This window comes from Clostridium sp. D5, from assembly GCF_000190355.1.
GTDB classification, from domain to species: Bacteria; Bacillota; Clostridia; order Lachnospirales; family Lachnospiraceae; genus Faecalicatena; species Faecalicatena fissicatena_A.
Genome location: NZ_GL870809.1, coordinates 549,676 through 570,956 on the forward strand (window position 1 = coordinate 549,676; position 21,281 = coordinate 570,956).

Consider the following 21,281-nt stretch of genomic DNA (forward strand, 5'->3'; position numbering starts at 1 on the left):
GGCCCCAAATTATCAAATTTAGGGCCGCTTGTCGCCGGTTCCATCAGATTTTTTAATTTTATCCCTACGGAAACCAGGCTAAACGGCCGGTATCAGAAAGCACCGCCGTACCTCCCCTGCTTCACCGCCCACACCCTCACGGCCAGGCGGACCCTTCCCCCTCTACTCACTTATCACGAGGATTCTTCCAAAACCAAAAAGCTACCAGGATTCCCGTTATGTACAATATATTAACCAGTATAGTAGGATTATCTTTAAGCAGGTAGATAACCGCCACGATTGCCGCCAGGGAAATCGTCAGTTCAAAACCTTTCATAATCCGTTTTTCTTTAATATCCCGTGCCTGCTGCTGCATTTCATTGCGTTTTTGTTCCAGAGTAAGATAATCCATAAGATTCTCATCGCTTATGCGGGAGAGGATCCATTTATCACGGTAGAACTCTTTGTCTTCCTTTTTAAAATGAAAACGCTTTTTATCAGCAGGATCATCATCGGGCATCTCGTCATCAGTACTGGTCTCAGGCCGGGAAGCCACTTTTTTGAATGCCTTGCCGGTGAGTTCGGTTGCCTTTCCAGTAAGTTCGGATGCTTTGTCAGTTAACTCGGAAGCCTTATCTGCAAAGCTGGAGGCCATATCCCTGAATTCGTAAGCCTTTTGTGACGGCTGAGAGTCTGTGGCAATGCTTTCAGAATGCGGGGACTCTGAAACCGTACTGCGGGATTCGACGGCAGGTTCGACATGATTCACTGGTTCGGCAGCAGGAATGGCCGGATTGCTTTCCGGTGTGGTGACGGGCTCCTGCGGTGTTCTGGCGACATTCTCTGCTGATGCGCTTTGGGTGGCAGGTTCTGCGGAAACTGCAGGAGAAGGCACGGAGGGATTCTCTGCAGCAGCCTCTTTTGCGGCAGTTTCCGTGATATTTGCAGGGGCGCCTGGCGTTTCTGATGCAAATGGTACAATATTTGAAACATCTGTATCAACCGAAGGGACAGCCGAGGGGTTCCCTGTTGAGTTACTGGCAGTTTTTTCTTTTACAAAAATTAATTCTTCGGACACAGATAATACCTCCATATCGATTTTTCTTAATCATATCAGTTTTTGCTGAAAAATACAATAAACTGTATGTTTGTGGTAACAGTTCAGTCAGGTCTGCGCATTTACTGCGCGGAACATACGCTCAAATCCTGTCAGATTCCCCTCTCAAAGTTATCCAGGACATGGGGCAGCAGTTTGTCGCTGTACACTGACAGGGAGTACTTTCCTTCGCACAGCGCCCAGTCATAGAGCAGGGCGCGCTCATACATCGTATAAATCTTTACAAGCTCCCCTGCCGAGGAGGTGCTGCGGAATTCTTCGGATTTAAGTCCCGCAGTAATGATTTCTGTAACCAGCTGAAAATAATAACGGTCATCATCCAGAAGAGATCGGTTGTCTCTTGTAATAAGCTGAGATGAATACAGGGATGCAAGCAGGTTGAGGTCAATACTTGTCTCAATCATATAAAATAATTCGTGATTCAAAAGCAGCAGTTTTTCTCTGGCTGACATAGATGGATCCAGGGTATTGTTGATCTCCTCATACTTTTGGTCAAACAGGTCTGACAGAGTAGAGAGAAGTGCGTCTTTTCCTTTGAAATAATGATAAAATGTCCCTTTGGAGGTTTTGGACAGTTTGATAATGTCCTCTACCGTGGTGTTGTCATATCCGTTTTTATAAAATAAATTCCAGGCAGCCTTTACGATACGGCTCTTGGTAGTTTGTTTTTTCCTAGGCATAACAAGCTCTCTTTCCTAACTTTTTTACATTGTGTTTCGTTTATTAGTATAGCATAAGTTTAAAATTACGACTATGGAAAAAATATAGAAAAATCGGTGGGAATTGCTTCCGCCACCGATTTTTTATGGATATGCTGTATGCAGTTGGTATCAGAGGAGCATTATTCTCCTCTTGCGACCTTAAAACCATATTTTAACGGGTCTTCCGGATCGATCACATAGGTCGCTTCTCCGGTAACATAAGCGCTTCCGGTAATCTGAGGAATGACTGCCTTGAACTCACCAACAGTGGCTTCTTCTTTGATTACCCCTTTAAACTGGGAACCGATAAAGCTTTCGTATACAAAGGGCTCTCCGATTTTAATTTTACCGCGAGAGTACAGTGCCGCAAGCTTTGCGCTTGTTCCGGTTCCGCAGGGGGAGCGGTCGGACATATAGTCTCCGAATATTACTACGTTTCGGTAATTGCAGCCTTCGGTCTCAGTGTGGCAGTAAAGTTCAGCCAGATCAACGGAGATGATGTCAAGATAGGGATGTTTGATTTCTACTTCTGCGTTTACCTGCTTTATAACTTTCATGCCAAAATCTGTAAGCTTTGGTATGGATTTCTTGTCAACTGTCCAGCCAAGCTGCTCGATATCTATAAGTGCGAAAAAACTTCCACCAAATGCGATATCATATTTGATTTCTTTGCCGTCAACTACGGTAGTAAGATTCTCTTTATACAGGAAAGCCGGAACATTGGTCAGAGTCACATTTTGGACTTTTCCATTTTTAACTTCTGCTTTTACACGAATAAGTCCGGCCGGAGCGTCCAATACTACTTCTGTATAAGGTTCTATCGCTGGAACGAGGCCTGATTCAATAAGTGCCGTTGTTGTTCCGATTGTACCGTGGCCGCACATGTTCAGATATTCTCCGGTATCCATAAAGATAACACCGAAATCGGCTTCCGGATTTACCGGTTCCGTCACCAGGGCTCCAAACATGTCATGATGTCCGCGTGGTTCAAACATCAGTGCCTGACGGTATTTATCGAAATTATTTGCAAGATACTGTTTGCGCTCCATCATGGAGTCACCTTTCAGCTCTGGAAAACCGGACATAATAATACGGGTAAATTCTCCCACCGTATGTGTATCAATTGCTTTAAACGATGCTTCAAATGCATCCAGATTGATTTTGGGATTGTAATTCATAACCCTTCCTCCTAATTGTTGGTTTATAGAATGTGTCTATAAGTTGTTTAAAAGATTCCTTTACAGATTATTATGGAGAGTAATCCGATGATTAAACAGGTAAAAATTGATAAAAAATCCACAAATAGACTGCATTCTAGTACGAAGTATAGTTTATATGAATTATTATGTACGAAAACCCTTGAAAAGTCAACGATTATTTGTTAATATATAAACATGATAAATAAAAAATAAACAATTTAACAGTGTATGTATTTCCTGAAAATTATCGTCATTTATCATATCCTGCAGTAAATGTGGCAATGATATAGAAGAACTAAATAAGTGAGGGGGTAGAAGGGTAACTGGTGTGCCTCCTGGTCTTCAAAACCAGTGTTGGGCGTTCGTAGCGTCCTGGGTGGGTTCGATTCCCACATGCCTCCGCCAAAAACAAGACCTGCAGGAATTTTTTCTGCAGACTAATAATAAAGAAGAGGCAGCTGTTCGGAACCATGAACAGTTACGCCGCAAGCCCATGAATATCGCCTTGGCGATGGGGCTTGCTATCGCAGATTCAACGTTTTCGTACGGATTGTGCAGTAAATGCACAGTCCTGTACTGAACATTTGCAAGAAGAGAACTTATAAAAGGAGAAAACGGGTCATGGAAAATTTACAGTTTTTGCTGAGACAGCACGTTGGCGCTCCGTGTGAGCCGGTTGTCAAAGCCGGTGACAGAGTGGAAAAGGGAACGTTGATTGCCGTTCCGGCCGGACTGGGCGCGAATATATTTTCCAGCGTCTATGGGTCTGTACAGTCTGTTCTCGAAGACCGAATTGTGATTGCTCCGGATGAAGAGCAAAAGGAAGAGTTTGTACCGATTCACGAAGGCAGCTGGCTGGAGATGGTGAAAGAAGCCGGAGTGGTTGGCATGGGCGGTGCGGGATTTCCGACAGGGGTGAAGCTTGGGACAGATTTGAAAGGCGGCTTTATACTTGTGAATGCCGTGGAATGTGAACCTGGACTTTATCATAATATCCGTCAGATTGAGGATAATATAGAGATGACCCTGAAAGGTGTAAAGTACTGCATGGAGATATCCAATGCCGGAAAAGCAATCTTCGCTATTAAGTCTAAGAACGAGAAGGCTGTGGAAGTTTTGAGAAAAGCTGTCCGTGATGAAGAGAATATTTCAATCCATCTGCTTCCGGATATTTATCCGATGGGAGAAGAGCGGGCAGTAGTGCGTGAGACGCTTGGAAAGCTTCTGGACCCAACGCAGCTTCCTTCGGCAGCAGACTCTATTGTGATTAATGTAGAGACGGTGCTGCGTGTTGCGGAAGCGATAGATTTTAGAAAACCATGCTTCAGCAAGAACATGACAGTAGTTGGTAAGCTTAAAGGCGGCAATGAGCCCCATGTCTATATGGATGTTCCGGTGGGAATCAGTGTGGGGGATTTGATCGAGCGTGCCGGTGGAATTGACGGTGTGTACGGAGAGATCATCATGGGCGGACCATTTACGGGGAAAGCCGTTGGCAAGGATGCTCCTGTTACAAAAACTACGGGCGGTATTATTGTGACAATCGATCTTCCTGATCTTCACGGTGCACCGGTTGGGCTGCTGGTATGTGCCTGCGGCGGTGACGAGGCGCGTATGCGGGATGTCTGTGAGAAGATGCATGGAAATGTTGTCTCCGTGGCCCGCTGCAAACAGGCCGTTGAGATGAAAAACGGGACGCTGAAGTGTGAGAATCCCGGCAACTGTCCGGGACAGGCCCAAAAGTGCCTGCAGTTTAAAAAGGATGGATCAGAATATGTCATTATGGGCAACTGTTCGGATTGTTCAAATACGGTTATGGGTTCTGCACCGAAGATGAATCTTAAGGTGTTCCACCAGACAGACCATGTGATGAGGACGATCAACCATCCACTTTACAGGAGATTAAAAGTTTCTAAGCAGGTAGAGCAGCTGCCAGAGGGCAAGTAGCGCATTCCTGATGGAAAATAGATGACAATAGTTACTATATGAAGCTGGTATGCATGCCGCTTCGTATAAAATAAAAGGAGGAAAGAAAGTATGTCAATTACAGCTGAAACAGCGAAAGAACATGCGAATGACCCTGCGGTGCTCTGCTGCAGAGCAGAGGAAGGCATTACAATTCAGGCATCCAATCTGGAAGATCCGGCAATATTTGACGATCTGGTAGATTCAGGGCTTCTGGATCTGGAAGGCGCATTGACGATTGAACAGGTATTAGGTGCAACGCTGACAAAGACCTGTGATTCCCTGTGCCCTTTGACTGCAGATGTGGTTGAAGGGGCAAAAGCCGCTGCTGCTCCTGAGAAGGCGGCTGAACAGGCTGCAGAGCCGGCACCGGCTGTGCCGGCCGCACCGCAAGCTGCTGTTGGACCCGGACAGGTGCTCAGAATACACATTGGGGAAGGGAAAGATATTGATATTGAACTTCCTGTTGGGCTGGCAAATATATCCGCGCCCACACCGGCAGGGGTACCGGGAGTAATTCCGGAACTGGCAGCCGATACAGAGGTACAGGAGACGAATGAAGAAAAGATCGTCAGGACTCTGACCAGAAAGCATTATAACATTACAGAAGTAAAACGCGGACCTGAGACAAAGATCGAAGGGACCACATTGTACATCCGTGAAGGAATTGAAAAAGAATGTGTGGATTCTCAGGAACTGGTATTTGATCTTAAAATCGATATCATTACACCGGAAGACTATCACACATATTCCGAGACAATTATGGATGTACAGCCGATTGCCTGCAAGGAAGGCGAAGATGAGGTCGGCAGCGGTACAACAAGAGTGCTGGACGGCGTGATCATGATGGTAACAGGGACAGATGCCAACGGAGTGCAGATTGGGGAATTTGGCTCATCAGAAGGTTATCTGGATGAAAATATTATGTGGAACCGCCCTGGGGCACCTGACAAAGGTGAGATTTTCATTAAGACCCAGGTGACAATCAAAGAGGGAACGAACATGGAAAGACCGGGACCTCTTGCGGCTCACACAGCTACAGATCATATTACACAGGAGATCAGAGAGGCGTTAAAAGAATTGGAGAACGACTCACTGGTTGTTGATACAGAGACATTTGACCAGGTCAGAAGACCTGGCAAAAAGAAAGTGGTTATTGTAAAAGAGATCATGGGACAGGGTGCCATGCATGACAACCTGATTCTTCCGGTAGAGCCGGTCGGCGTGCTTGGGGCTAAGCCGAATGTTGACCTTGGCAATGTGCCTGTCTGTGTATCACCGCTGGAGGTTCTGGACGGATGTATCCATGCCCTGACCTGCATCGGACCTGCGTCTAAGGAGATGTCCAGACATTACTGGAGAGAACCATTGGTTCTCGAAGCACTTCACGATCCGGAAGTGGATCTGTGCGGTGTCATCTTTGTGGGAAGCCCTCAGATCAATTCAGAGAAGTTCTATGTGTCTAAACGGGTTGGTATGATGGTTGAAATGATGGATGTGGATGGCGCGTTTGTCACAACAGAAGGCTTCGGAAATAACCATATTGATTTTGCAAGTCACCACGAACAGATTGGAATGCGCGGAATCCCCGTTGTTGGTATGTCTTTCTGCGCAGTTCAGGGGGCCCTGGTCGTTGGTAACAAATACATGACCAATATGGTTGACAACAATAAATCCGAGTCAGGCATTGAGAATGAAGTGCTTGCCTGCAACACACTTTGCCACGAAGATGCGATTCGTGCTCTGGCCATGCTGAAAAATGCAATGGCAGGCGAAGAAGTGAAAACAGCAGAAAGAAAATGGAATCCAAATGTCAAAGGGACAAATGTGGAATTAATTTCCAATGTAACAGGCAAGCCGATTGAGCTGGCGAAAAATGAGCAGTCACTGCCCATGAGTCAGAAGAGGAAAGAGAAATACGACTAAGATGAAAGAATTGAAGTATGGTGATAAGATTATACGTATGGAAGGCGTAATCATTGAAGTTCATGACGGGTGTGCCGGAATTGATCTGAAAGGCAGGCTCGGTTATCTGAAAGTGCCGATGCGTATGCTGATTACGGACTATCCGCTGGCTGTGGGGCAGGAAGTTGCGTGGAACATGAGTTTCGTGGAACAGCTTGGGCCGGAAGTGAATGATAAGTACGTAAGCAATCTGGACACATATAACAGAAAACAAAAAGAGATGCGCAAGACAAATGCGGAAAATAAGGAGGCAGAAGAATGAGTTTGACAACCACAAAAGGTTTACAGTCAGAGATTTACGTTCCGATCACTCCTCCGGCAGTCTGGACACCTGTGACAAAAGAGCTGAAGGATATGTCCATCGCCCTTGCTACAGCAGCGGGCGTACACTGCAAGAGTCAGGAACGGTTTAATCTGGCCGGTGACTCGAGTTGGAGAAAGATAACGAACGAAACTCCGTCAAGCGAGTTAATGGTATCCCACGGCGGATACGATAATGGAGATGTCAATAAAGACATCAACTGCATGTTCCCGATCGACAGGATTCATGAACTGGCAGCAGAAGGGTTTATCAGAGCCTGTGCTCCGGTACATGCCGGATTCATGGGCGGCGGCGGAAACCAGGACAAATTCAAACATGAAACAGGACCTGCAATTGCACAGATGTTCAAAGCTGAAGATGTGGATGCAGTCGTCCTGACCGCTGGCTGAGGTACCTGTCACCGCTCTGCAGTATTGGTGCAGAGAGCGATTGAAGAAGCTGGAATACCTACAATTATTATTGCAGCTCTTCCCCCGGTTGTCCGTCAGACCGGTACACCTCGTGCCGTAGCTCCGTTAGTACCTATGGGTGCCAACGCAGGTGCGCCGAATGATGTAGAAATGCAGACGGATATCGTGAAAGCAACACTTGAACAGCTCATCAAGATCGAGACACCGGGTAAAATTGTCCCGTTGCCATTCGAATATGTAGCAAAAGTGTAAAATAATGATACAAAAGGGGACGTTCCGATGGAATTGTCCCTTTTTTGTCAAACAAATCGAAAAACGAAGGGCAAGGGGGTCAGACCCCTCTGCAGAGGGGTCTGACCCCCTTGCCCTTCTCATCCAATTACGGGAGGTGTTTGAATTGAAAACTGATGAAAAAGATCTGAGGCGTTTGGTGATCAGGTCGTTTCATATAAACAGCGTTGTGAACCGCGGCACAAATGACATCACAAATGAAGGCGTGTTGACAGTGGATGAATCCTGCCTGCATGATATTCTGTCCGGAGAGCCTCTGATTGAAAACGCCGGTATAACGATTATCCCGCCAGGGGAGCATAACATCAGAACCGATACGATCATGGATATTATCCCAATTTCAACGAAGGTACTGGGGAAACTGGGAGAGGGAATCACACATACGCTGACTGGTGTATATGTTATGCTGACCGGAGTCGACACGGAAGGGAAGCAGACTCATGAGTTCGGATCATCGGAGGGTATTCTCGCGGAGCAGCTTTGCCTGAACCGTGCGGGTACACCATCAGAAAGGGATTATATCATATCCTTTCATGTCACTTTGAAGGCCGGCATGGGCCAGGAACGGCCAGGACCTTTGGCGGCACACCGGGCGTGTGACCGGTTTGTTCAGATATACAGGGAGAAACTCAAGAAGCTGAAGGGAGAAATGTGTTCAGAGCGGCACGAATATCACGATATTGTCAGGCCTGGCAAAAAGAAGGTGCTGATAGTCAAACAGGTGGCAGGGCAGGGGGCTATGTATGATACATGGCTGTTTCCGAAGGAGCCGTCTGGAGTGGACGGCGGGCATTCGATCATTGATCTGGGAAACATGCCCGTGCTTCTTACTCCTAACGAATACCGGGATGGCGCGATACGTTCAATGCAATAATCCAACGTCGGAATAAAACTGTAAGGAGGCTGATTTTATGGGAATAGGGCCGTCTACCAAAGAAACGACACTTCATCATTTCAGAGATCCGCTGCTTGATGTGGTGTCTTCGGATGAAGAACTGGATCTGCTCGGAGTGCTGGTTGTAGGAACACCTGACGATCATGCAGATAAAATGCTGGTAGGCACCCGTGCTGCCGCTATGGCAGAATGCATGCGGGCCGATGGCGTAATTATGACATCGGATGGATGGGGAAACAGTGATGTAGACTATGCAAATACGTGCGAACAGCTTGGTATCCGTGGAATTCCTGTCACAGGTCTTAAATTCAGCGGTAAAAACGGTGGGTTTGTCGTAGAAAATAAGTATCTGGACGGGATTAAAGACATCTGTAAAAATGCAGAGGGGATTGAAAGCTGTATAGTAGGAGAAAATAATGCCACAGAACTGGATGCACGGACCGTGACTGCACTTCTGAAATTAAAGATGCGCAGGAATTCGCCGGCTGACAAGTAAACGACAGGATAAGCGGGCAAGCGAAAAGCACGACCGAGGTCGTGCTTTTCGCTTTTGGTATGTCATTGAGAGGTTTTTCCTCGTTGCTTTGCAGTCTGTATTATATACAAATCTGGGGAATGTCCTACAATGAGGATGTATATATTTAATTGGAGTTTACCAGCGCAAGATCGTTCTTGGGGGAAACAATCGGCGTTGGCATAACTGCAACAGCAACCATAAGTATGGTTAGATTATCCACCTAAGGATAAGGCTTAATCTTTTATAAAAAGGCGCTTTCCTAGTATTAGGGAAACCGCCTTTGGTTACAATCCTATAAGTTGAATTCACTATATCACTTTACCACGGTGATGTCAAGCGCAGAAAATTAAAAAAAGCAGAATTTGTAGAAAATTGTAGAAAATGATCGCAACATGGGGAAAATCCACATAAAAATATTGCAGTTTTTATAAGATGTGCTGTATACTGCAATAAGATGTAAGTGGAAAAGCGTATATTTCGGAAGGACAAGAAAATTAGTTTCTTCTATATAAATATGTTTCAGAATCCGGGGAAATAAACAAAAGGTGAAAATAAATTGGATTGTATCAAAAAAAATACAATAATTCAAAAAAACCTCTTGAAATATATGGATGAATCCGCTATACTAAGAGAGCTGTGGCATGATAGCGTGGAAGCGTGAGGTTGCTGCCGGTTGCGAAGAGCAGGATGGCAGGTTTTCCGTGGAGCGAATGTCAAGTTAGGAAACTGGCGACAAGTCACTGTACGAATCAAAACTGATTACTGATTATCAAAGGATAAGAAGTATGAAACAACGTGTGAGTTTCTCACGACACACACGGGAGAGTGTACAGTCACCGCTTGTCGTACTGATGGAATAGTACGAAAAGGAGGCGACTTTTTTTATGGCAAGTCAAGTAATGAGAATCACATTGAAGGCATATGATCACCAGCTGGTAGATGCATCTGCAAAGAAAATCATCGAAACTGTAAAAAAGAACGGATCACAAGTGAGTGGACCAGTGCCACTTCCAACTAAGAAGGAAGTAGTAACAATCTTAAGAGCGGTACACAAGTACAAAGACTCCAGAGAGCAGTTCGAGCAGAGAACTCATAAGAGACTCATCGATATCATCACACCGACACAGAAGACTGTGGACGCATTATCCAGACTGGAAATGCCGGCCGGTGTTTACATTGATATCAAAATGAAAAATAAGTAAGCAGTATTCCTAAAGTTTAGGATGAGCGCATAAGCGCTCCGCTGTAAATCACAGGAGGTAATTATAATGAAGAAAGCTATTTTAGCTACTAAAGTCGGAATGACTCAAATCTTCAACGAAGATGGAGTGTTAACTCCGGTAACTGTACTTCAGGCTGGACCATGTGTAGTAACACAGGTTAAGACAGCAGATAATGACGGTTACAGCGCAGTTCAGGTTGGTTTTGCTGACAAGAAAGAAAAGATTGTCACAAAAGACAAGAGCGGCAAGAAAGAAATCGCACACAGAAACGGTGTTACAAAGGCTGAAAAAGGACACTTTGACAAAGCCGGTGTTTCTGGAAAGAGATATGTAAAAGAATTCAGATTTGAAAATGCTGAAGAATATACACTTGCTCAGGAAATCAAAGCCGACATTTTTGAAGCAGGAGATAAGATTGATGCTACTGCAGTTTCAAAAGGTAAAGGTTTCCAGGGAGCGATCAAACGTCACAATCAGAGCAGAGGACCAATGACTCACGGTTCTAAGTTCCATCGTCACGCTGGTTCCAATGGTTCGGCATCTGACCCGAGTAAAGTATTCAAGGGCAAAAAGATGCCAGGTCAGATGGGTAACAAGAAAATTACAGTTCAGAATCTTGAAGTTGTCAGAGTTGACGCTGAAAACAATCTGCTTTTAGTAAAAGGCTCAGTTCCGGGACCGAAGAAATGTCTCGTGACACTTAAAGAAACTGTAAAGGCTAACTAGTCTGACGAAGAAAGGAGGAACACACAGATGGCAAACGTATCTGTTTATAATATCGAAGGTAAAGAAGTTGGTACAATCGATCTGAACGATGCCGTATTTGGTGTTGATGTAAATGAACATCTTGTACACATGGCAGTTGTAAGCCAGCTTGCAAACAACCGTCAGGGAACACAGAAAGCGAAAACACGCGCTGAAGTTTCCGGAGGCGGAAGAAAACCATGGAGACAAAAGGGAACTGGACACGCAAGACAGGGCTCAACAAGATCACCTCAGTGGACAGGCGGCGGAGTTGTATTCGCTCCGGTACCGAGAGACTACTCATTCAAGATGAATAAGAAGGAAAAGAGAGCAGCTCTCAAATCCGCTCTTACTTCCAGAGTAGAGGAAAACAAATTTATCGTAATCGATGAACTGAACTTCGACGAGATCAAAACAAAGAAATTCCAGGAAGTTTTAAACAACCTGAACGTGAACAAAGCACTGGTTGTTCTGGAAGACGGCAACAAAAACGTGGAGATTTCTGCAAGAAACATCAAAGAGGTGAAGACAGCTCATACAAATACAATCAACGTATTTGATATCTTAAAATACAACACAGTAATCGTCACGAAAGCTGCTGTTGCAACGATCGAGGAGGTGTACGCATAATGGCTAACATTCAATATTATGATGTAATCCTTAAACCAGTTGTTACTGAGAAGACAATGGAGCTGATGGCTGACAAGAAATACACATTCCTTGTTCACACAGAAGCTACAAAGACTCAGGTCAAAGAAGCTGTTGAAAAAATGTTCACAGGAACAAAGGTAAAAAGCGTAAATACTATGAATCTTGACGGAAAAACAAAAAGACGTGGTATGACATACGGAAAGACAGCTAAGACAAAGAAAGCTATCGTTCAGCTTACTGAGGACAGTGCTGATATCGAGATTTTCGAGGGACTGTAAAACGGTCCGGGTTCGGAAGAACCTCGTGAAAGCTTACAATATACGGTGCAATTCCGTGAAACTAATAATCAGGCAAAACGAAAGGAGAGATAGTAATGGGAATCAAAACATATAACCCATATACACCTTCCAGAAGACAGATGACTGGCTCTGATTTCTCTGAGATTACAAAAACAACTCCTGAGAAATCACTGTTGGATTCCAAAAGCAGAAAAGCCGGCCGCAACAATCAGGGCAAAATTACAGTTAGACACCGCGGAGGCGGAGCTAAGAAAAAATATAGAATCGTAGATTTCAAGAGAAAGAAAGATGGGGTTCCGGCAACAGTTATCGGAATCGAATATGATCCTAACAGATCAGCAAACATCGCACTGATCTGCTATGCAGACGGCGAAAAAGCATACATCCTTGCTCCGGAAGGATTAAAGGATGGAATGAAAATCATGAACGGACCAGAAGCAGAAGTAAGAGTAGGAAACTGCATGCCTCTCTCTGAGATCCCGGTTGGTACGCAGATCCACAATATCGAGTTATACCCAGGAAAAGGCGGACAGCTTGTTCGTTCAGCAGGAAACAGCGCACAGCTGATGGCTAAAGAAGGAAAATATGCAACATTAAGACTCCCATCTGGTGAGATGAGAATGGTTCCAATCATTTGCAGAGCATCTATTGGTGTCGTAGGAAACGGAGAGCACAACCTGATCAACGTAGGTAAAGCCGGCCGTACACGTCACATGGGCTTCCGGCCTACAGTACGTGGTTCCGTTATGAACCCGAACGACCATCCTCATGGTGGTGGTGAAGGTAAGACAGGTATCGGACGTCCAGGTCCATGTACACCTTGGGGCAAACCGGCACTCGGTCTTAAGACACGTAAGAAAAATAAAGCTTCTAACAAGATGATTGTAAGAAGAAGAGATGGAAAAGCGATTAAATAATTCAGATTACAAGGAGGTTAGAACCTATGGCTCGCTCACTTAAAAAAGGACCATTTGCAGACGAAAGCTTACTGAAAAAAGTAGACGCTATGAACGCTGCAGGTGATAAATCAGTTGTTAAGACATGGTCACGTCGTTCTACAATCTTCCCGTCATTCATTGGACACACCTTTGCTGTCCATGACGGAAGAAAACATGTGCCTGTATATGTTACAGAAGACATGGTTGGTCACAAACTCGGAGAGTTTGTAGCAACAAGAACGTACAGAGGACATGGAAAAGACGAGAAAAAGTCAAAAGTCAGATAAATCATAAGATATTCGAAAGGAGGGTTCATCCATGGCTAAAGGACATAGATCCCAAATCAAACGAGAAAGAAACGAGCAGAAAGATACAAGACCATCAGCTAAGATTTCTTACGCTAGAGTGTCAGTTCAGAAGGCTTGCTTTGTATTGGATGCCATCAGAGGTAAGGATGTACAGACAGCACTTGGTATTTTAGCTTACAACCCAAGATATGCTTCAAGTGTTATAGAAAAATTATTAAAATCAGCAATCGCAAATGCTGAGAACAACAACGGTATGAATGTTGAAAACCTTTATATTGAAGAGTGTTTTGCAAATAAAGGACCGACAATGAAGAGAATCAAACCAAGAGCACAGGGCAGAGCTTATAGAATCGAGAAGAGAATGAGCCACATCACAATCGTGCTTAATGAAAGATAATAAGGAGGGCAATAATGGGACAGAAAGTTAATCCTCATGGTTTAAGAGTCGGCGTTATCAAAGACTGGGATTCTAAATGGTATGCAGAAAAAGATTTCGCTGATAACCTGGTAGAAGACCATGAAATCAGAAAATTCCTTAAAAAGAAATTATACAGCGCAGGTGTTTCCAGAATCGAGATCGAAAGAGCATCTGAACGTATTAAAATCATCATCTATACAGCTAAGCCTGGAGTAGTAATCGGAAAAGGCGGTTCTGAGATTGAAAAAGTGAAAGCTGAATTGACTCAGTATACAAACAAGAAGCTTATTGTTGATATTAAAGAAGTTAAGAGACCTGACAAAGATGCTCAGTTAGTAGCTGAGAACATTGCTCAGCAGCTTGAAAACCGTATTTCATTCAGACGTGCTATGAAATCCTGCATGTCAAGAACAATGAAGTCCGGAGCACTCGGTGTGAAGACATCTGTTTCAGGACGTCTCGGCGGTGCTGATATGGCTCGTACAGAGTTCTACAGTGAGGGTACAATTCCGCTTCAGACACTGAGAGCTGACATTGATTATGGATTCGCAGAAGCTGACACAACTTACGGAAAAGTCGGTGTAAAGGTTTGGATTTACAAAGGTGAAGTTCTTCCGACGAAAGCAGATAAGGAAGGGAGCGATAAATAATGTTAATGCCAAAAAGAGTAAAACGTCGTAAACAGTTCCGTGGTAACATGAAAGGTAAAGCCTTAAGAGGCAACACCATTTCATACGGTGAATATGGTATTGTTGCAATGGAACCCTGCTGGATTCGTTCCAACCAGATTGAGGCGGCCCGTGTTGCTATGACACGTTATATCAAGCGTGGTGGTAAGGTCTGGATCAAAATCTTCCCAGACAAACCGGTAACAGCAAAACCAGCAGAAACTCGTATGGGTAAAGGAAAAGGCGCATTGGAGTACTGGGTAGCAGTAGTAAAACCAGGCCGTGTTATGTTTGAAATTGCAGGAGTACCTGAGGAAATAGCCAGAGAGGCACTTCGTCTTGCAATGCATAAGTTACCTTGCAAATGCAAAATCGTTTCTCGCGCAGACTTAGAAGGCGGTGATAACAGTGAAAATTAATACATTTGTACAAGAATTAAGAGGAAAATCTGTAGAAGAGTTAAATGAAGAATTAGTAGCTGCTAAGAAGGAACTTTTTAATTTGAGATTCCAGAATGCAACTAATCAATTAGATAATACAAGCAGAATCAAAGAAGTCAGAAAGAATATCGCAAGAATTCAGACAGCGATAACTGAAGCTTCTAAAGCTGAGTAGGAGGTCGTACTGTGGAAGAAAGAAATCTTAGAAAAACCCGTACAGGCAAGGTTGTTAGTGACAAAATGGACAAAACAATCGTTGTTGCAGTTGAAGACCACGTTAAGCATCCACTTTATAAGAAAATTGTAAAAAGAACTTATAAATTGAAAGCTCATGATGAGAAGAATGAGTGCAACGTTGGAGATACAGTTAAAGTTATGGAAACAAGGCCGCTGTCTAAAGATAAAAGATGGAGACTTGTAGAGGTTATGATAAAAGCGAAATAATTATATCGCATATTTTGCAAGTATATTTAAAGGAGGTTTACCTGCATGATACAACAAGAAAGCAGACTTAAAGTAGCAGACAACACAGGTGCTAAAGAGTTACTGTGTATCCGTGTACTTGGCGGTTCTACAAGAAGATATGCCAATATCGGAGACGTGATCGTTGCGACTGTTAAAGATGCAACACCAGGCGGCGTTGTAAAAAAAGGTGACGTTGTAAAAGCTGTAGTTGTCCGTACTGTAAAAGGTGCTCGTCGTAAAGACGGTTCCTATATCAGATTCGACGAAAATGCTGCTGTTATTATAAAAGACGATATGAACCCACGTGGAACACGTATTTTTGGACCAGTAGCCAGAGAGCTTAGAGACAAGAAGTTTATGAAGATTGTTTCTTTAGCTCCGGAAGTACTATAGGGAGGTGCCGAGAATGTCAACTATGAAAATCAAAAAAGGCGACACTGTAAAAGTAATCGCTGGAAAAGATAAAGACAAAGAAGGCAAAGTAATTGCTGTAAATAAAAAAGATGGAAAAGTTCTGGTCGAAGGTGTCAACATGCTGACGAAGCACACAAAACCAAGCGCTACCAATCAGAATGGCGGTATCATTCATCAGGAAGGACCGATCGATATTTCCAATGTTATGTATGTACACAAAGGAACAGCTACAAGGATCGGATTCAAGATGGACGGAGACAAAAAGGTACGTGTTGCGAAGTCAACAGGAGACGTAATTGATTAATTCAAGGAAGGAGGTCCAGAACTTTGAGTAGACTGAAAGAAACATATCAGAATGAGATCGTTGATGCAATGATCAAAAAATTTGGATATAAAAATATTATGGAAGTGCCGAAGCTTGACAAAGTTGTTATCAACATGGGTGTCGGCGAAGCAAAAGAAAATGCTAAAGTATTAGAGTCAGCGGTCGCTGATCTTGAGAAGATTTCAGGACAGAAAGCAGTTCTTACAAGAGCTAAGAACTCTATCGCGAACTTTAAGCTCAGAGAAGGCATGGCAATCGGATGTAAAGTTACTTTAAGGGGCGAAAGAATGTATGAATTTGTTGATCGTCTGATCAACCTTGCATTACCTCGCGTACGTGACTTCAGAGGTGTTAACCCGAATGCATTCGACGGAAGAGGCAACTACGCCCTTGGTATCAAGGAGCAGCTGATTTTCCCTGAAATCGAGTACGATAAAGTAGATAAAGTCAGAGGTATGGATGTAATTTTCGTTACAACTGCAAAATCTGACGAAGAAGCTCGTGAATTATTGACACAGTTCAATATGCCATTCACTAAGTAAAGGAGGGAAATTCATGGCTAAGACATCAATGAAAATCAAACAGCAGCGCGCACCGAAATACTCTACAAGAGAGTACAGCCGCTGCAGAATCTGCGGACGTCCACATGCATATTTGAGAAAATATGGAATCTGCCGTATTTGCTTCCGTGAACTGGCATATAAAGGACAAATCCCAGGCGTTAGAAAAGCAAGCTGGTAGACATGAGTTTCTTAGTGCGTGCTGTGCACACACTTAGAAAATCAGTCGTTCTTCGGGCAAGGCACGAAGAACTTCCTTTATAAACACAATGGATGGATATAAGGGAAAACCATTAACTTCAAAGAAATAAGGAGGTCAATAATCAATGACTATGAGTGATCCAATCGCAGATATGCTTACAAGAATCCGTAACGCAAATACTGCTAAACATGATACAGTTGATGTTCCTGCATCTAAGATGAAGACCGCGATTGCTGAGATTCTGTTGAACGAAGGTTATATTGCAAAATATGACATCGTAGCAGACGGAAACTTCAACACAATCCACATCACATTAAAGTATGGTGCAGATAAGAACGAAAAAGTTATTTCAGGTCTGAAGAGAATCTCTAAACCAGGTCTTCGTGTTTACGCTAACAGCGCAGACATCCCGAAAGTACTGGGTGGACTTGGAACAGCTATCATCTCTACAAATAAAGGTGTAATCACAGACAAAGAAGCAAGAAAACAGGGCGTAGGCGGCGAGGTACTGTGCTTCGTTTGGTAGGCACTGGACACTTTACTGATGTATCGCACGGGTAAAGTGAATATGCCGTTCTTTGGCCTTCGGGCGAAGAACTTTAGAGCAACTGAAAACAGAGAAGCCATAGCAGCTTCTCCGAGAATTTAAGTTATAGGAGGTACGGTATGTCACGTATAGGAAGACTGCCAATCGCAGTCCCGGCAGGTGTAACTGTTGAGATTGCAGAGAACAACGTAGTGACTGTAACAGGTCCTAAAGGAACTCTGAAAAAAGAGCTTCCGGTTGAAATGGAAATCAAAAAAGAAGGCGAAGAAATTATCGTCACAAGGCCAAGTGATTTAAAGAAAATGAAATCTTTACATGGTCTTACAAGAACACTGGTCAACAACATGGTTGTTGGTGTAACAGATGGATATCAGAAAGTTCTGGAAATAAACGGTGTTGGTTACAGAGCAGCTAAGTCCGGAAATAAACTGACATTAAGCTTAGGATACTCTCATCCAGTTGAGATGATCGACCCGGAAGGTATCGAATCCGTTCTGGAAGGCCAGAACAAAATTACTGTAAAAGGTATCGATAAAGAAAAAGTAGGCCAATATGCAGCTGAAATCAGAGATAAGAGAAGACCTGAACCTTACAAGGGCAAAGGTATTAAGTATGCTGATGAAGTGATCAGACGTAAAGTTGGTAAGACTGGTAAGAAATAATTAAGGAGAGTGTGAAAATGGTTGGTAAGAAATCAAGAAGCGAAGTTCGTAGAAAAAAACACATGAAATTACGTAACCGTTTCAGCGGTACTGCTGAGAGACCACGTTTAGCTGTGTTTAGAAGTAATAATCATATGTATGCTCAGATTATCGACGATACAGTTGGAAACACTCTGGTTGCAGCTTCCACTCTTCAGAAAGATGTGAAAGCGGAATTAGAAAAAACCAACAACGTTGAGGCGGCAGCACAGTTAGGTAAAGTGATTGCTGAGAAAGCAAAAGAAAAAGGCATCACAGAGGTAGTCTTTGACAGAGGCGGCTTTATATATCAGGGTAAAGTTAAAGCATTAGCAGACGCAGCCAGAGAAGCTGGGCTGAATTTCTAAGAAGGGAGAACACATATGAAACAGGAACGTATTGATGCTAGTCAGATGGAATTAACAGAAAAAGTGGTATCAATCAAACGTGTTACCAAAGTTGTTAAAGGTGGTCGTAACTTCAGATTCACAGCTTTAGTAGTTGTTGGCGATGGTAAAGGCCATGTTGGTGCAGGTTTAGGAAAAGCTACCGAAATTCCGGAGGCGATCCGCAAGGGTAAAGAAGATGCAGCAAAGAAATTAATCACTGTTGCTTTGGATGATAATGATAGTGTAACACATGATGTTATCGGAAAATTCGGGAGTGCTTCTGTATTACTGAAGAAAGCTCCGGATGGTACAGGTGTTATTGCCGGAGGTCCGGCCCGTGCCGTAATTGAAATGGCAGGAATCAAGAACATCCGTACAAAATCTTTAGGATCCAATAATAAGCAGAACGTAGTTCTTGCTACTATTGAGGGGCTTAGAGGAGTTAAAACTCCGGAAGAGGTTGCAAAACTTCGCGGCAAATCAGTAGAAGAGATCGTAGGCTAGTAAGACAGCGCTTTGCTCTGTTGTTAAAAAAAACAGAGCTTCGGGCTGTCGTATAGGAGGTAAATTATAATGGCAAATTTAAAAATTACACTGGTAAAGTCTACAATCGGTGCTGTGCCAAAGCATAAAAAAACTGTTGAAGCGCTGGGTCTTAAAAAGCTCAACAAAACAGTAGTACTGCCGGATAATGCGGCTACCAGAGGTATGGTACAGCAGGTTAGACACTTAGTGAAAGTTGAAGAAGAAGCGTAAATAAAAAAACGATAAGGAGGTAATATCATGGACTTATCAAATTTGAGACCAGCAGACGGTTCAAAGCAGAGTGATAATTTCAGAAGAGGCCGTGGACACGGTTCTGGAAATGGTAAGACAGCCGGTAAGGGACACAAAGGTCAGAAAGCTCGTTCAGGAGCACCAAGACCAGGCTTTGAAGGTGGTCAGATGCCTTTATACAGAAGAATACCAAAGAGAGGTTTCACATGCAGAAACTCTAAAGAAATTATTGGTATTAACTTAAGTGCTTTAGAAGCATTTGAAGATGGCGCTACAGTTTCCGTAGAGACATTAATTGAGAGCGGTATCGTTAAAAATCCAAAAGACGGTGTTAAAATTCTTGGAAATGGAGAGTTAACTAAGAAGCTTACTGTTCAGGCAAATGCATTTAGTGCAAAAGCAGCTGAAAAAATAGAGGCCCTTGGTGGAAAAGCAGAGGTGATCTAATGCTAGGTACAGTACGGAGAGCATTTCAAATAGAAGATATCCGCAAAAGATTATTCTATACCTTTTTAATGCTGGTCGTTGTTAGACTTGGTTCCCAGCTGCCGACGCCTGGTGTGGATCCAACCTATATTCAGGAGTTTTTCGCGAATCAGACCGGTGATGCATTCAATTTTTTTGATGCATTCACCGGCGGTTCCTTTACACAGATGTCTGTGTTTGCGCTGAGCATTACACCATACATCACATCTTCCATTATCATGCAGCTTCTTACGATCGCAATTCCAAAACTGGAAGAGATGCAGAAAGAAGGAGAAGACGGAAGAAAGAAAATTGCAGCGATTACCCGTTATGTCACAGTAGCTCTCGCATTGATCGAATCCATCGCTATGGCGGTAGGATTTGGACGTCAGGGACTTCTTGTTGAATATAATTTCGTAAATGCTGCTATTGTAGTATGTACACTTACAGCAGGTTCTGCATTCCTGATGTGGATTGGTGAACGTATTACAGAAAAAGGTGTGGGAAATGGAATCTCCATCGTCCTGCTTATTAACATTATTTCCCGTGTACCGGATGACTTCCTTACACTGTTTGAACAGTTTGTAAAAGGCAAAAGCCTCGCGAAGGGCGGTCTTGCAGCAATAGTGATTCTTGCGGTTCTGTTGGTAGTTGTCGTGTTTGTTATCATTCTGCAGGGAGGCGAGAGAAAAATCGCAGTCCAGTATTCACAGAAGGTACAGGGAAGAAAGACATATGGCGGACAGTCCACACATATCCCGTTAAAAGTAAATACAGCAGGTGTTATCCCGATTATTTTTGCATCTTCACTGATGCAGTTCCCTGTAGTTATCGCGTCCTTTCTTGGAAAAGGTAACGGTACAGGAATCGGAAGCCAGATCCTGAAAGGACTGAATTCCAATAACTGGTGTAACCCGGGCAATTTAATTTATTCATGGGGTCTGATTGTGTATATCGTGCTTACTATATTCTTTGCTTATTTCTATACGTCTATTACATTCAATCCGTTGGAGATAGCAAACAATATGAAAAAGAGCGGCGGCTTTATTCCGGGTATCCGTCCTGGCAAGCCAACCGTAGAGTACTTACAGAAGATATTGAATTACATTATCTTTATTGGTGCATGCGGACTTGTGATCGTTCAGGTAATACCGTATTTCTTCAATGGTGTATTCAAGGCCAATGTTTCCTTCGGCGGAACATCCCTGATCATTATTGTAGGTGTCGTATTAGAGACGATCAAACAGATTGAAGCACAGATGCTTGTACGTAATTACACAGGCTTTTTGAATAATAAAGGAAACTCCATGAAGAACAGTTTCCTCGGTTATTAATTCGCGCGAGTGCAACAAGCCGGATGTGCATGTCTGCATGTATAGATGGCGGCTGTCCTCGGGGATTTCACTG

The 21,281-nt window shown here is 43.6% G+C and carries 31 protein-coding genes and 1 tRNA gene; 29 read left to right on the plus strand and 3 right to left on the minus strand.

The annotated features are described in order from the left end of the window. Positions 1 to 166: 166 nt before the first annotated feature. From HMPREF0240_RS24150 to HMPREF0240_RS02320, 3 genes are all read right to left on the minus strand, one after another. Positions 167 to 1,057: a hypothetical protein gene (locus HMPREF0240_RS24150; protein WP_050794468.1), complete on the minus strand. Its 891-nt coding sequence runs from the start codon at positions 1,055 to 1,057 to the stop codon at positions 167 to 169. Positions 1,058 to 1,188: 131 nt separating this feature from the next. Then, on the minus strand, positions 1,189 to 1,776 hold the full coding sequence (locus HMPREF0240_RS02315; RefSeq protein ID WP_009001848.1) for a TetR/AcrR family transcriptional regulator: 588 nt from the start codon (positions 1,774 to 1,776) through the stop codon (positions 1,189 to 1,191). Positions 1,777 to 1,937: 161 nt separating this feature from the next. Next, positions 1,938 to 2,975, minus strand: a complete 1,038-nt coding sequence (locus HMPREF0240_RS02320) for a proline racemase family protein (RefSeq protein WP_009001849.1) — start codon at positions 2,973 to 2,975, stop codon at positions 1,938 to 1,940. A gap of 328 nt (positions 2,976 to 3,303) precedes the next feature. Here HMPREF0240_RS02320 and HMPREF0240_RS02325 point away from each other — a divergent pair. The 29 genes from HMPREF0240_RS02325 to secY all read left to right on the plus strand — a co-directional run bounded on the left by HMPREF0240_RS02325 (position 3,304) and on the right by secY (position 21,208). Further along, a tRNA-Sec gene (locus HMPREF0240_RS02325) sits at positions 3,304 to 3,401 on the plus strand. 216 nt (positions 3,402 to 3,617) lie between these two features. Continuing rightward, entirely contained in the window at positions 3,618 to 4,943 is a 1,326-nt protein-coding gene (gene prdC, locus HMPREF0240_RS02330) for a proline reductase-associated electron transfer protein PrdC (protein WP_009001850.1), read from the plus strand. Between the two features lie 90 nt (positions 4,944 to 5,033). Continuing rightward, positions 5,034 to 6,887: a D-proline reductase (dithiol) proprotein PrdA gene (gene prdA, locus HMPREF0240_RS02335; RefSeq protein WP_009001851.1), complete on the plus strand. Its 1,854-nt coding sequence runs from the start codon at positions 5,034 to 5,036 to the stop codon at positions 6,885 to 6,887. A gap of 1 nt (position 6,888) precedes the next feature. After that, entirely contained in the window at positions 6,889 to 7,188 is a 300-nt protein-coding gene (locus HMPREF0240_RS02340; protein WP_009001852.1) for a CBO2463/CBO2479 domain-containing protein, read from the plus strand. Next, complete coding sequence (prdB, locus tag HMPREF0240_RS23715; protein ID WP_083806101.1) at positions 7,185 to 7,910, plus strand: D-proline reductase (dithiol) protein PrdB; 726 nt, start codon at positions 7,185 to 7,187, stop codon at positions 7,908 to 7,910. The genes HMPREF0240_RS02340 and prdB overlap by 4 nt, the downstream gene beginning before the upstream one ends. A 145-nt stretch (positions 7,911 to 8,055) precedes the next feature. After that, a complete protein-coding gene (gene prdD, locus HMPREF0240_RS02355; RefSeq protein WP_009001855.1) occupies positions 8,056 to 8,823 on the plus strand; it encodes a proline reductase cluster protein PrdD in 768 nt (255 codons plus the stop codon). A gap of 37 nt (positions 8,824 to 8,860) precedes the next feature. After that, a complete protein-coding gene (locus HMPREF0240_RS02360; RefSeq protein ID WP_009001856.1) occupies positions 8,861 to 9,340 on the plus strand; it encodes a glycine/sarcosine/betaine reductase component B subunit in 480 nt (159 codons plus the stop codon). Positions 9,341 to 10,245: 905 nt separating this feature from the next. Then, positions 10,246 to 10,563: a 30S ribosomal protein S10 gene (gene rpsJ / locus HMPREF0240_RS02370; RefSeq protein WP_004607300.1), complete on the plus strand. Its 318-nt coding sequence runs from the start codon at positions 10,246 to 10,248 to the stop codon at positions 10,561 to 10,563. Positions 10,564 to 10,629: 66 nt separating this feature from the next. Further along, positions 10,630 to 11,310 (plus strand): 50S ribosomal protein L3, encoded by a 681-nt coding sequence (gene rplC / locus HMPREF0240_RS02375; protein ID WP_009001857.1) that lies wholly within the window; start codon positions 10,630 to 10,632, stop codon positions 11,308 to 11,310. A gap of 27 nt (positions 11,311 to 11,337) precedes the next feature. Continuing rightward, positions 11,338 to 11,958, plus strand: coding sequence for a 50S ribosomal protein L4 (gene rplD, locus HMPREF0240_RS02380; RefSeq protein ID WP_009001858.1), 621 nt, complete (start codon positions 11,338 to 11,340; stop codon positions 11,956 to 11,958). Beyond that, on the plus strand, positions 11,958 to 12,257 hold the full coding sequence (gene rplW, locus HMPREF0240_RS02385) for a 50S ribosomal protein L23 (protein WP_009001859.1): 300 nt from the start codon (positions 11,958 to 11,960) through the stop codon (positions 12,255 to 12,257). The genes rplD and rplW overlap by 1 nt, the downstream gene beginning before the upstream one ends. Positions 12,258 to 12,352: 95 nt before the next feature. Then, complete coding sequence (gene rplB, locus HMPREF0240_RS02390; protein WP_009001860.1) at positions 12,353 to 13,195, plus strand: 50S ribosomal protein L2; 843 nt, start codon at positions 12,353 to 12,355, stop codon at positions 13,193 to 13,195. Positions 13,196 to 13,221: 26 nt separating this feature from the next. Then, positions 13,222 to 13,503, plus strand: a complete 282-nt coding sequence (rpsS, locus tag HMPREF0240_RS02395; RefSeq protein ID WP_009001861.1) for a 30S ribosomal protein S19 — start codon at positions 13,222 to 13,224, stop codon at positions 13,501 to 13,503. Positions 13,504 to 13,534: 31 nt separating this feature from the next. Next, positions 13,535 to 13,921 (plus strand): 50S ribosomal protein L22, encoded by a 387-nt coding sequence (gene rplV, locus HMPREF0240_RS02400; RefSeq protein WP_009001862.1) that lies wholly within the window; start codon positions 13,535 to 13,537, stop codon positions 13,919 to 13,921. A gap of 14 nt (positions 13,922 to 13,935) precedes the next feature. Then, entirely contained in the window at positions 13,936 to 14,592 is a 657-nt protein-coding gene (gene rpsC / locus HMPREF0240_RS02405) for a 30S ribosomal protein S3 (protein ID WP_009001863.1), read from the plus strand. Beyond that, positions 14,592 to 15,029, plus strand: coding sequence for a 50S ribosomal protein L16 (gene rplP / locus HMPREF0240_RS02410; RefSeq protein ID WP_009001864.1), 438 nt, complete (start codon positions 14,592 to 14,594; stop codon positions 15,027 to 15,029). Before rpsC ends, rplP begins: the two co-directional genes overlap by 1 nt. Further along, positions 15,019 to 15,225 (plus strand): 50S ribosomal protein L29, encoded by a 207-nt coding sequence (gene rpmC, locus HMPREF0240_RS02415; protein WP_035312277.1) that lies wholly within the window; start codon positions 15,019 to 15,021, stop codon positions 15,223 to 15,225. Before rplP ends, rpmC begins: the two co-directional genes overlap by 11 nt. Before the next feature lie 11 nt (positions 15,226 to 15,236). Next, the gene (rpsQ, locus tag HMPREF0240_RS02420; RefSeq protein ID WP_009001866.1) at positions 15,237 to 15,494 is read left to right on the plus strand and encodes a 30S ribosomal protein S17; all 258 of its coding nucleotides are present in this window, start codon (positions 15,237 to 15,239) and stop codon (positions 15,492 to 15,494) included. Positions 15,495 to 15,539: 45 nt separating this feature from the next. After that, on the plus strand, positions 15,540 to 15,908 hold the full coding sequence (gene rplN / locus HMPREF0240_RS02425) for a 50S ribosomal protein L14 (RefSeq protein ID WP_009001867.1): 369 nt from the start codon (positions 15,540 to 15,542) through the stop codon (positions 15,906 to 15,908). Between the two features lie 13 nt (positions 15,909 to 15,921). Continuing rightward, the gene (rplX, locus tag HMPREF0240_RS02430; protein WP_035312278.1) at positions 15,922 to 16,233 is read left to right on the plus strand and encodes a 50S ribosomal protein L24; all 312 of its coding nucleotides are present in this window, start codon (positions 15,922 to 15,924) and stop codon (positions 16,231 to 16,233) included. 23 nt (positions 16,234 to 16,256) lie between these two features. Beyond that, the gene (rplE, locus tag HMPREF0240_RS02435; RefSeq protein ID WP_009001869.1) at positions 16,257 to 16,796 is read left to right on the plus strand and encodes a 50S ribosomal protein L5; all 540 of its coding nucleotides are present in this window, start codon (positions 16,257 to 16,259) and stop codon (positions 16,794 to 16,796) included. 13 nt (positions 16,797 to 16,809) lie between these two features. Then, positions 16,810 to 16,995: a type Z 30S ribosomal protein S14 gene (locus HMPREF0240_RS02440; protein WP_009001870.1), complete on the plus strand. Its 186-nt coding sequence runs from the start codon at positions 16,810 to 16,812 to the stop codon at positions 16,993 to 16,995. 145 nt (positions 16,996 to 17,140) lie between these two features. Then, positions 17,141 to 17,542, plus strand: coding sequence for a 30S ribosomal protein S8 (gene rpsH / locus HMPREF0240_RS02445; RefSeq protein WP_009001871.1), 402 nt, complete (start codon positions 17,141 to 17,143; stop codon positions 17,540 to 17,542). Between the two features lie 140 nt (positions 17,543 to 17,682). Then, positions 17,683 to 18,225 (plus strand): 50S ribosomal protein L6, encoded by a 543-nt coding sequence (gene rplF, locus HMPREF0240_RS02450; RefSeq protein ID WP_009001872.1) that lies wholly within the window; start codon positions 17,683 to 17,685, stop codon positions 18,223 to 18,225. Positions 18,226 to 18,242: 17 nt separating this feature from the next. Beyond that, positions 18,243 to 18,611, plus strand: coding sequence for a 50S ribosomal protein L18 (gene rplR / locus HMPREF0240_RS02455; protein WP_009001873.1), 369 nt, complete (start codon positions 18,243 to 18,245; stop codon positions 18,609 to 18,611). A gap of 15 nt (positions 18,612 to 18,626) precedes the next feature. Continuing rightward, complete coding sequence (gene rpsE, locus HMPREF0240_RS02460; protein ID WP_009001874.1) at positions 18,627 to 19,136, plus strand: 30S ribosomal protein S5; 510 nt, start codon at positions 18,627 to 18,629, stop codon at positions 19,134 to 19,136. 69 nt (positions 19,137 to 19,205) lie between these two features. Beyond that, positions 19,206 to 19,388 (plus strand): 50S ribosomal protein L30, encoded by a 183-nt coding sequence (gene rpmD / locus HMPREF0240_RS02465; RefSeq protein WP_009001875.1) that lies wholly within the window; start codon positions 19,206 to 19,208, stop codon positions 19,386 to 19,388. A 27-nt stretch (positions 19,389 to 19,415) separates the two neighbouring features. Next, positions 19,416 to 19,856 carry a 50S ribosomal protein L15 gene (rplO, locus tag HMPREF0240_RS02470; protein WP_009001876.1) on the plus strand — a complete coding sequence of 147 codons (441 nt, stop codon included), beginning with the start codon at positions 19,416 to 19,418 and terminating at the stop codon, positions 19,854 to 19,856. Further along, positions 19,856 to 21,208 (plus strand): preprotein translocase subunit SecY, encoded by a 1,353-nt coding sequence (secY, locus tag HMPREF0240_RS02475; RefSeq protein WP_009001877.1) that lies wholly within the window; start codon positions 19,856 to 19,858, stop codon positions 21,206 to 21,208. The genes rplO and secY overlap by 1 nt, the downstream gene beginning before the upstream one ends. Positions 21,209 to 21,281: the final 73 nt, after the last annotated feature.